We start from the raw sequence: 9,398 nt of genomic DNA, 5'->3' as shown, positions 1-9,398 counted from the left end.
TGCGTTAATGGCGGTAAATTTAAGGAAGTATACCGCCATTAACAATAAAAATGGAACATTTTCACATAAAAACAAAAGAAAAAACGGTTGCGTTTATCATTTATTGATAAACACAACCGATTTTGTTTATTTGGGGCTAGTTATGTCCCAGCCTCTTCGAAATAAACTGTGCAGCGTGCGTGACAGATTATGCGCTTCTTTGTATATCCAAAATCTACTCTTAATCGAATGATGGATTTTTTGGTGAACAGACTGCGTTTAGGCACTCATTCTTCTTGATGAAGGAACGTTTCTTGCTTCGCTGACTGGGTTCGAATACTCATGCACTTGATAAAAACTATTTCAACCATGATCGGTCTCTAACACTCTAGGTATCTCACTAATCGATCATAGAAAAATACTCTGCTATAGTTTCTCCATATTTTAATGCCAAATCCTTACCCTTAAAGAGGACTTATTAGTTCCTTTCAAGCCTTTTTCTGCAGAAAAGCAAGTACATTTTCCACTGCTTGTTCCCCTTGAGTAATGCAGTCCGGTATGCCTACACCTTCGTAGGAGCTACCTGCTAAAAATACACCAGGTAATTGCCCACTCATTTCTTGGCGAACCTTAGCAATACGTTCCGCATGTCCTACTGTATATTGTGGCATTACATTTTTCCAGCGGGTAACAACTGTAAACGCTGGTTCCCCTTTAATCTTCAACGTTTTCTTTAAATCTTTTAAGACAATATTGGTAATTTCCTCATCTGAAAAACCAACGATTTCTTGATCATTTGGTTTCCCAACATAACAGCGTAATAATACTTTACCTTCAGGCGTTGTATGTGGCCACTTTTTATGTGTCCAAGTGCAAGCGGTAATGCGGAAGTTACTGTTGCGTGAAACGACAAAGCCCGTGCCGTTCACATCTTTCTTAATGGCTGATTGATCAAAAGCAAGTGCTACGTTAGCAACAGACGACATCGGAATATCATGAAAATTTTTAAAAATATCATATTGACTAAACACTTTTGGCAGAGCTGAATGCGGTGTTGCCATAATGACTGTATCCGCTTTATACACTTCTCCATTACTCAAAAGAAGATGGTATCCCTGCTCTTTTTTCTCGACATGATCTAATGCTTTGTTTAAGGAAATAATGTTTTCTTTATTCAGACGTCGTTTTAGTTCATCAACCACAGATTCAAATCCATTTTTAAAAGCAAGGAATTGTCCTGACTTCTTTCCGGTATTTCTTTTTCGTTCCGGCATCGTTGTTCGTAAACCTTTGATAAGACTGCGATGGGTTTGCTCTAATTCATGAAAGTTTGGAAATGTAGCCATTAGGCTCATCTTGTCAATATCCCCCGAATAAATTCCGGATAGTAATGGTTCCAAAAGATTTTCAACTAATTCATTTCCAAATCGACGTCGAAAGAAGGAACCAAGTGATTGATCATCTTTTTCTTTGCTTTTCGGTATAAAAAAGTCCAAAGTAGTCCTTAGTTTTCCTGGTAACGATAATAAGCTTGAAAATAAAAACGGTTTCATTTGTGTGGGGACACCCATATAAGAACCTTTCGGCATTTTATGTAATTTATTTCGCACTAAAATATAAGCCTGTCCTGTACCATTTCGAACTAATTGATCTGTCATACCTAGTTCTTCAGCTAGTTTCCCAGCAGATTTTTTTCTTTCTAAAAATGAGTCTGGTCCTCGCTCGATTGTAAAACCGTCTTTTTTAACAGTTTGAATTTTTCCGCCTAAGTGGTCACCTGCCTCTACTAATTTTACTGTATAGGGCAGATTTTTTTGTTTAATTTCCTTTTGTAAATAATAGGCAGCGGATAAGCCTGTTATTCCGCCACCTACAATCACAATATTTCTAGTATTATTCATTACAGATCACTCACCTTTTTTAAAACGACGCGTGCCAGTGTTTCAATAAATTGCGGATGGGAGTTTGGCATTTCTGGCCGGTAGTAACTTGCACCGATCTCATCACAAACAACTTTGCACTCATAATCATTATCGTACAGCACTTCTAAGTGATCAGCTACAAATCCTACAGGTGCATAAACAAAGGTACGGTATCCCTTTTGTTCAAATAAATCACGTGTTAAATCTTGAACATCTGGTCCGATCCATGGGTCAGGGGTATTTCCTTCACTTTGCCATCCAACTTCATAGTTCTTAATTCCTGTTTCTTCAGAAATAAGCTTCGCTGTTTCATTTAATTGTTCAACATAAGGATCCCCGCCTTGTAAAATCTTCTCCGGTAAACTATGTGCAGATACGATTAAAACTGCTTTTTCTCTCTCTTCAGCCGTCATCTGATTATATGTTGAGTTAATTTGCTCCGCCCAGTAATGAATAAACCCTGGCTCATCATACCAGCTTTCAACTGACGTAATTGTTGTCTTTCCGTACTTTTTGGCTTCATCAGCTGCCCGCTGATTATAGGATTTCACACTGAATGTTGAATAATGTGGTGCCAGTACAAGGGATATAGCTTGTTCTATACCGTCCTTAGCCATCTGTTTGACAGCATCTTCAATAAATGGCTCAATATGTTTTAGACCAATATACATGTTAAATTGATACGCATCCTGCAGCTCATTCAATTTTGTTTCTAATGCTTGCGCTTGTTCCTTCGTGATCTGCGCTAAAGGGGAAATGCCACCAATTGCCTTGTACCTGTCAGTAAGATCCTGGAGTGCCTCTTCGGATGGTTTTCTTCCATGCCTAATATGCGTATAATAACGCTCAATATCCTCCTCCTTGTAAGGTGTACCATATGCCATTACAAGTAATCCAATTTTTTTTCTTCCCATTTTTCAACACTCCTACTGTATAAGTTTTCATTTATCGTTTGGAATAGCTGTGAATTAGCTCTGTTAATTTTTTAAGCGTTTCTGGCTTTATATCAGGTGTCACTCCATGTCCAAGATTAAAGACATGTCCACCATTCTTCATACCATCATCTAAAATGGCTTTTGTGCGTGTCTCAATTGTTTCCCAATCTGCTAAAAGAATAGCAGGATCAAGATTTCCTTGTAGCACCTTAGTTACTCCCATTTTTCGTGCTTCATTAATTGTCGTTCTCCAGTCTAATCCAATAACATCCACAGGTAAGTCATTCCATTCTAGTAGTAAATGCCTTGCACCAACACCGAATAAAATAAGTGGAACATTTTCCTTTTGAAGCTCAGTGAAAATTTTTGTCATAATCGGTTTAATGAATACTTGATAGTCTGAAACATTTAAAGAACCGACCCATGAATCAAAAATTTGTACTGCACTGACACCCGCTTCCACTTGTGATTTCACATAAGTAATAATCATGTCTGCCAATTTATCCATTAATGCAAACCACACATCAGGATCACGATACATGAATGCTTTGGTTTTGCTGTAATTTTTCGATGGTCCTCCTTCAATCATATAACTTGCTAATGTAAAAGGCGCCCCGCTAAAACCAATTAATGGAACCTCAAGCTGTTCCTCTGTTAAAAGACGTATCGTATCCAACACATAGGAAATATCTGCTTTTGGATTAAGCTTACCCAATTTCTCTATATCCTGAATGTTTTGTATTGGATTATCAATAACTGGTCCAATCCCTGATTTAATTTCGACATCTATCCCGATTGCAGGTAAAGGTGTCATGATGTCCTTGTACAGAATAGCAGCATCTAGATTATAATTTTCTACTGGCAGCCTAGTAACATAAGCACCTAGTTCTGGCTGATGCGTAATTTCAAATAAAGAGTATTTTTCCTTCAGCTTTAAATATTCTGGTTGGGATCTGCCCGCCTGACGCATATACCATGCAGGGGTATAATTTGTTGTTTCCCCCTTATATGCTCGAATAATTGTATCATTGATTTTTTTTGACATTCCATCCACCCTTTTTTACGTTCTTTATCGCTAAAATTAACTATATCGATTTCTATTCATTCTGTATAGTAAACGTTCATGTTTGTCATGAATTTGTCTAAATTACACGTTTTTTCTCTGATAGCGCGGCATGATACTTTACACGGAAAATTCAACTGATTCAGACCGTTCTCCCTCTAGCTTTGTTAACGGGTCATAAGGGACGACATAATATCTATTTGATTGCAAAAAAGAGAGATCTTTTATTTCATATTCTGTCTTCCCTTCTACTTCTCCAACACGTTCATTTACTCCCTCTGTTTCGCGATAAATACGATAGATAACCCGATCATCATTCGAACCAGACCATGTTAACTTTCCCTTAACTAACTTAAACCCGCCGAATGTATATTCTGCATGGAGATTGGATACTTTTGGCAAGTCGATCGGTTCTTGTAACGCCTCGACATTTTCAGGCTTTGAAAATGAAGCCTCAAGGGAGTAGTTATTGTCAATTTCTGATAAAATTTTCTTTGTCAGCTGTGTCGGATATTCACTGCCCCCCGTTAAATAGTGTTCTTTATCCGACTTATCATAGCCCATCCATAAAGCACTTACGTATTCAGGAGTATATCCAACAAACCAAATATCTTTATTTTCTCCTTCCACGAAAGGATGTTCTGTTGAACCAGTTTTCCCTGCGAGCGCTTTTGGATAACTACCAGCGCTTGCAGTACCGCTTTCCACCGTACTTGTGAGTATCTCTGTCATATTCCAGGATACTTGTGGGCTAAATACTTTCTTTTCAGACGGTTCCGCTTCTCCTATCAATTCATTATTTTTGTCATAAATTTCACTTATTGTGTAGGCATTGATATATTTCCCGTCATGTGCAAAAGTTCGATAACTACTTGCCATGCTCAAAGGTGATAGTCCCTCTGACAAACCGCCTAACCCAATTCCTAGCCCTTTATCTGGAATATCCAGTTGCATTTTTTTAAGATAACTTTTTGAATAATTAATACCTATTTGATCAAGCAGCCATACGGTAGAAGCATTTTTAGATTCTTTCAGTGATTCATAGATGGAAATTGCTCCCTCATATTGGTGATTAAAATTCGCTACTGTGTATCCATCATAATTAATTTTTTCATCTCGTATTAAAGAATAAGGATGATAATCTCCTGTCTCCAATGCAGGTCCATAAACAGCAATAGGTTTCATTGTCGACCCTGGCTGGCGTTTAACAGTTACGCGATTTAATTCTCCTAAATGGTAATCCCGACCACCAACCGCTGCGATAATTTCTCCACTTTTTTGATCTAACATGACAAAAGCACCTTCGACATCTGTTGTATTTCCTGGGAAATAATCGTCATTTTTAAATTCATTGTAAGCAATTTGTTGAATTGTATCATCCAAATTAACAACAATGCGATAGCCGCCTCGTTTTAATTCATCAATCGACAATTTATATTCCTCTGCAGCTTCTTTCATTACTAAATCCGTATAACTGTCAACCCAAGGTTTTGTTTCCTCTTCCTGTATGTCTAAGCCTAATGTCTTTCCTTGTTCATGCAGGCGCTCTTCTGTAGTTAGGATGTCGGTGTTTTCCATGGATTGCAGCACAATATTTCTCCTTTGTAATGCTTTCTCAGGGTATTTTATTGGTGAATATCCATTTGGTGCTTTTGCCAATCCTGCTAACAATGCTCCTTCATCAATGGATAAATCTTTGACAGACTTAGAAAAAAATTTTTGGGATGCTGCTTCGACACCATAAAGACCTTGTCCAAAATACATTTGATTTAAATACAATTCCAAAATGCGTTCTTTCGGAAGCTGTCGTTCTAAATAGACAGCTGCCATTACTTCCTTAGCCTTTCGTGTCCATGTTTTATCATTCGTTAGAAATAAATTTTTTGCAAGTTGCTGGGTTAGTGTACTTGCCCCTTCCACTTTTTGAAATGCAATAATATCCCGATAAATAGCGCGCATAACGGATTTGAAATCAACCCCGGCATGTTTATAAAAACGCCTGTCTTCTATGGAAATAAAAGCATTTTTCACATGTTCTGGTATATCATCAATAGAAACGGGTATGCGATTTTCATTATATAGTTTGCTTATCACTTTTCCATCAGCTGTTTCGATGGTTGTTGTTGTGTCTAAAACCAGATCTTCTTGGTTAACTACGAGTTTGCCTCCAAATAAAATCAGCCCGTAGCCTATTAACCCGAGAACTACGATAAAGCCCATAATAAATAGCGGCTTTTTCAATTTCTGAGACATAGAGAATAATCGTTCTTTACGACTTCGATAATTTTCGTTCATTTGTTCACCTCAGGCATGATTGTAATCCAATCATCGTTATATATTATACGACATATTTCTTCAATCTAAAAGAAATAAATACTAATTATTTTTTAATATTAATTATAAATAAGTAAAAATTTTGGCTAACTGGACATACAATAGGGTATGATGGATAGTGAAATCAATTGAAAGGGGGATCATACATTGAAAGCTTTTATGACAAATGGAACATTAAACTTTTTAAAAAGCCTTAATAAAAAACACCCTAATATCCATTTTTATTTTATGAACAATGGTACAAGTACTGTCGTATACTATGAAGGTAATCATAAAAATGTTTTTTCATCTGGACGAACTTATAACGTACTAACTTCTAAGGGAGATATACAAGATAAAGGATTTATTGTTATGAATAATATACCTGTTGCCGAAGAAGAACACCCAGTCTTTGAAGATCGTTTTAAAAATCGTCAAAATGGAGTCGAAACAATGCCTGGATTTCAGGCGTTCCGCTTACTTTCGCCTGCTAAAGGGAACACGTATATTGTTTTAACACAATGGGCTTCAGAACAAGATTTCGAAAACTGGAAAAAATCGGACCAATTTGCCAAAGCGCATCAGGAGAAAACAACCAAACCACCTGCATATTTTCTCGAACGTCCATTTATTACGAGTTATCAGATGATTGATCCAGATCAATAAATAATCATAAGGGTGTCTCGGGAACATTAATTGCTACAAGGCCGTCCTCTTTTTACATTTGCTTATTCAAAAACCTGTGCACAACATACTTATGAATATAAATAATAACTATAAGCATGATGAAACCAAACATAAATCCTGTTAATACATCTGTCAAATAATGGACATTAATAATAAACCTGCTCATACCAATCATAAAAATGAGTATTGCTGAAGCCAGGTTTACACAAAGTTTCAATTTCTTGGAACTTATTTTTTCTGTAATAAAATAGGTAAACAAGCCATAGCAAACAAGAGAAATCATTGCGTGTCCGGAAGGGAAACTATAACCTTCAGCATTTGCTTCAGTGAAAATACGAGGCCGTTCCCTAGAAACCAGCATCTTAATGATGACATTCATATAATGACTAATCAAGGTACCCAAAGCAAACAGTAGCGGAGTTATCCATTCGTGAAACAGCCACCAAAAACAAATACTCATTAGTAACGTAAAGGGTACTAAAAAAGATGCAGAACCTAATTCAGTAATCCAGCGAGAAACCATAAATATATTCGTATCAGCCAGTGTGTCTACAAGTGCCCTTGTCCATTGATCGAGATATGGCATTTTTCCATTTATGATTTGAACAAACCAATTGGTCATTATAATAAAGGTAAATACACATAAAAAGAGAATACTATAAAGTCTTTTTTTTGACATGAACAATACCTCCTCCCTAAAATAATAACCTAAAAAAGTTTTAAAAGAAAAAAATAGGGAATTGTATTATATAACGATAAAACAAAAAGGTTGGGATAGACGATGAATCAAGAATTACAAGAACTAATCGATGGTTTAAATGTAGACTTAGCTCATGAATATGGGGCAGCGATCCAATACACTTATAGTGCAGCTGTTGTTTCTGGTTTATATCGACCTGCACTGAAGCCATTTTTTGAAAGCGAAATTTCAGAAGAACTGGGTCATGCTTTATATTTGTCAGAGAAAATCAGTGCTTTAGGTGGCACCCCGACAACAAAAGCTGCAGAAGTAGAGCAACCAACAGATGTAAAAGACCTTCTTGAGGCTACACTTAAAGCCGAAACAGACACAATCGAACGTTATAAGAAAAGAAAACAACAAGCAGATGCATTAGGATATACAGAACTTGGAGTAAAATTGGAAGATTTGATCGCAGATGAAACAAATCATAAACAAGAAGTAGAGCGTATACTGCAAGATCCAGCATTCGCTTAAAAACTCACTTCAATCAAACTAGAGGATAGTAATTTGATACTATCCTCTTTTAATTATTACATATTACCTAAAAAATGATATAATTCAAACAGAGGGAGGGATTTTTTTGATAAAAGATATACATAGAGCAATTGATGAATTGTATTCGGAAATGGTTGACATACGCAGGTATCTGCATCAATATCCAGAACTTTCCTTTCATGAAACAGAAACTGCTACATTCATTAGTGACTTTTACGAAAAATTAGGCATCCCCTACCAAGAAAAATTTGGAGGCAATGGTGTTATTGCCACATTAAAAGGTGGAAAACCTGGTAAAACAATTGCTTTAAGAGCTGACTTTGACGCTCTTCCCATTCAAGAAGAAAATGATGTTCCATATAAATCCAAAATAGATGGCGTTATGCATGCATGTGGCCATGATGGACATACGGCAGTCCTCCTGACACTTGCTAAAGCAATACAGCCATTTCAATCAGAATTACCTGGTACAATTAAATTCCTGCATCAATATGCAGAAGAGCAGGTGCCAGGAGGAGCAAAACCAATGATCGAAGCCGGGGCACTGAATGAGGTTGATGCTATATTTGGAACACATTTATGGGCGACAACTCCTTTAGGTGTACTGCAAACCTCAAAAAATGCTTTCATGGCTGGTGCTGATGATTTTGAAATTATTATCCAGGGACAAGGAGGACATGGTGCACAACCACATCATACAAAAGATGCAATTGTGATTGGTTCTCAGGTCGTGTCAGAGTTACAAAAAATTGTCAGCAGACGTATTGATCCCTTAGCCACAGCTGTCATCACAATCGGTGTGTTTGAGGCTGGGGATGCATTTAATATTATCGCCGATAAAGCAAGATTAACCGGAACCGTCCGTTATCTTCGTAAAGATGTTCAAAAGCAAGTGAAAAAAGAAATGGAAACAATTATTAAAGGGGTATGTATAGGAAACGATGCAACCTATACCCTAAACTATAACGATGGTTATCCTCCACTTATTAATCATGAAAAAGAAGCAGACCTAGTGCTGCAATCCGCCAATAAGATACCTGAAATTCATAAAGCCGAAGAAATTATTCCGGAGATGGCTGGGGAAGATTTTGCTTATTATATGATGGAACGACCTGGTGCTTATTTTTTTACTGGAGCACAAATAGAAAATCATGAGTTCCCGCACCACCATCCTAAATTTGATATTGATGAACGCGCTTTGCCTATTGCAGCTAAAACATTAATCCAGGCGTATTTTGACTATCAGGAAGAACATAAATAAA

Annotated in this window: 9 protein-coding genes; 4 read left to right on the top strand and 5 right to left on the bottom strand. The window is 36.9% G+C overall.

All coding sequences use genetic code 11. The features are described 5' to 3' along the window. The coding region (locus tag GZ63_RS18485) for a hypothetical protein (RefSeq protein WP_226374430.1) at nt 1-232 on the top strand (232 nt) is incomplete at its 5' end. Nucleotides 233-467: 235 nt separating this feature from the next. On the opposite strand, the gene hemY is transcribed toward GZ63_RS18485, so the two are convergent. The 4 genes from hemY to GZ63_RS0113740 form a co-directional block, all read right to left on the bottom strand. Continuing rightward, nucleotides 468-1,880: a protoporphyrinogen oxidase gene (hemY, locus tag GZ63_RS0113755; RefSeq protein ID WP_029270511.1), complete on the bottom strand. Its 1,413-nt coding sequence runs from the start codon at nt 1,878-1,880 to the stop codon at nt 468-470. Beyond that, the gene (gene hemH, locus GZ63_RS0113750; RefSeq protein ID WP_029270509.1) at nt 1,880-2,815 is read right to left on the bottom strand and encodes a ferrochelatase; all 936 of its coding nucleotides are present in this window, start codon (nt 2,813-2,815) and stop codon (nt 1,880-1,882) included. The genes hemY and hemH overlap by 1 nt, the downstream gene beginning before the upstream one ends. Before the next feature lie 31 nt (nt 2,816-2,846). Beyond that, complete coding sequence (gene hemE, locus GZ63_RS0113745; RefSeq protein ID WP_029270507.1) at nt 2,847-3,881, bottom strand: uroporphyrinogen decarboxylase; 1,035 nt, start codon at nt 3,879-3,881, stop codon at nt 2,847-2,849. 138 nt (nt 3,882-4,019) lie between these two features. After that, nucleotides 4,020-6,194: a transglycosylase domain-containing protein gene (locus tag GZ63_RS0113740; protein ID WP_029270505.1), complete on the bottom strand. Its 2,175-nt coding sequence runs from the start codon at nt 6,192-6,194 to the stop codon at nt 4,020-4,022. A 186-nt stretch (nt 6,195-6,380) separates the two neighbouring features. On the opposite strand from GZ63_RS0113740, the gene GZ63_RS0113735 reads away from it, so the two are divergent. Beyond that, the gene (locus GZ63_RS0113735) at nt 6,381-6,878 is read left to right on the top strand and encodes an antibiotic biosynthesis monooxygenase family protein (protein WP_029270503.1); all 498 of its coding nucleotides are present in this window, start codon (nt 6,381-6,383) and stop codon (nt 6,876-6,878) included. Nucleotides 6,879-6,930: 52 nt separating this feature from the next. Here the strand turns inward: GZ63_RS0113735 and GZ63_RS0113730 are convergent, their stop codons facing one another. Next, complete coding sequence (locus GZ63_RS0113730; RefSeq protein WP_029270501.1) at nt 6,931-7,578, bottom strand: phosphatase PAP2 family protein; 648 nt, start codon at nt 7,576-7,578, stop codon at nt 6,931-6,933. A 102-nt stretch (nt 7,579-7,680) separates the two neighbouring features. On the opposite strand from GZ63_RS0113730, the gene GZ63_RS0113725 reads away from it, so the two are divergent. Next, nucleotides 7,681-8,115 (top strand): ferritin-like domain-containing protein, encoded by a 435-nt coding sequence (locus GZ63_RS0113725; protein ID WP_029270499.1) that lies wholly within the window; start codon nt 7,681-7,683, stop codon nt 8,113-8,115. Between the two features lie 106 nt (nt 8,116-8,221). Beyond that, nucleotides 8,222-9,397 carry a M20 family metallopeptidase gene (locus tag GZ63_RS0113720; protein ID WP_029270497.1) on the top strand — a complete coding sequence of 392 codons (1,176 nt, stop codon included), beginning with the start codon at nt 8,222-8,224 and terminating at the stop codon, nt 9,395-9,397. The last annotated feature ends 1 nt before the right edge of the window (nt 9,398 follow it).

Origin of the sequence: Virgibacillus alimentarius (genome assembly GCF_000709085.1) — a bacterium.
Taxonomy (GTDB): Bacteria; Bacillota; Bacilli; order Bacillales; family Amphibacillaceae; genus Virgibacillus_B; species Virgibacillus_B alimentarius.
The sequence above is the reverse complement of the archived record's forward strand: the minus strand, read 5'-3'. Positions and strand labels throughout refer to the sequence as shown.

Coding starts and splice junctions, on each gene's coding strand:
- hemY (WP_029270511.1), bottom strand. CDS start 1,880: ATGAATAATACTAGAAATATTGTGATTGTAGGTGGCGGAATAACAGGC.
- hemH (WP_029270509.1), bottom strand. CDS start 2,815: ATGGGAAGAAAAAAAATTGGATTACTTGTAATGGCATATGGTACACCT.
- hemE (WP_029270507.1), bottom strand. CDS start 3,881: ATGTCAAAAAAAATCAATGATACAATTATTCGAGCATATAAGGGGGAA.
- GZ63_RS0113740 (WP_029270505.1), bottom strand. CDS start 6,194: ATGAACGAAAATTATCGAAGTCGTAAAGAACGATTATTCTCTATGTCT.
- GZ63_RS0113730 (WP_029270501.1), bottom strand. CDS start 7,578: ATGTCAAAAAAAAGACTTTATAGTATTCTCTTTTTATGTGTATTTACC.
- GZ63_RS0113725 (WP_029270499.1), top strand. CDS start 7,681: ATGAATCAAGAATTACAAGAACTAATCGATGGTTTAAATGTAGACTTA.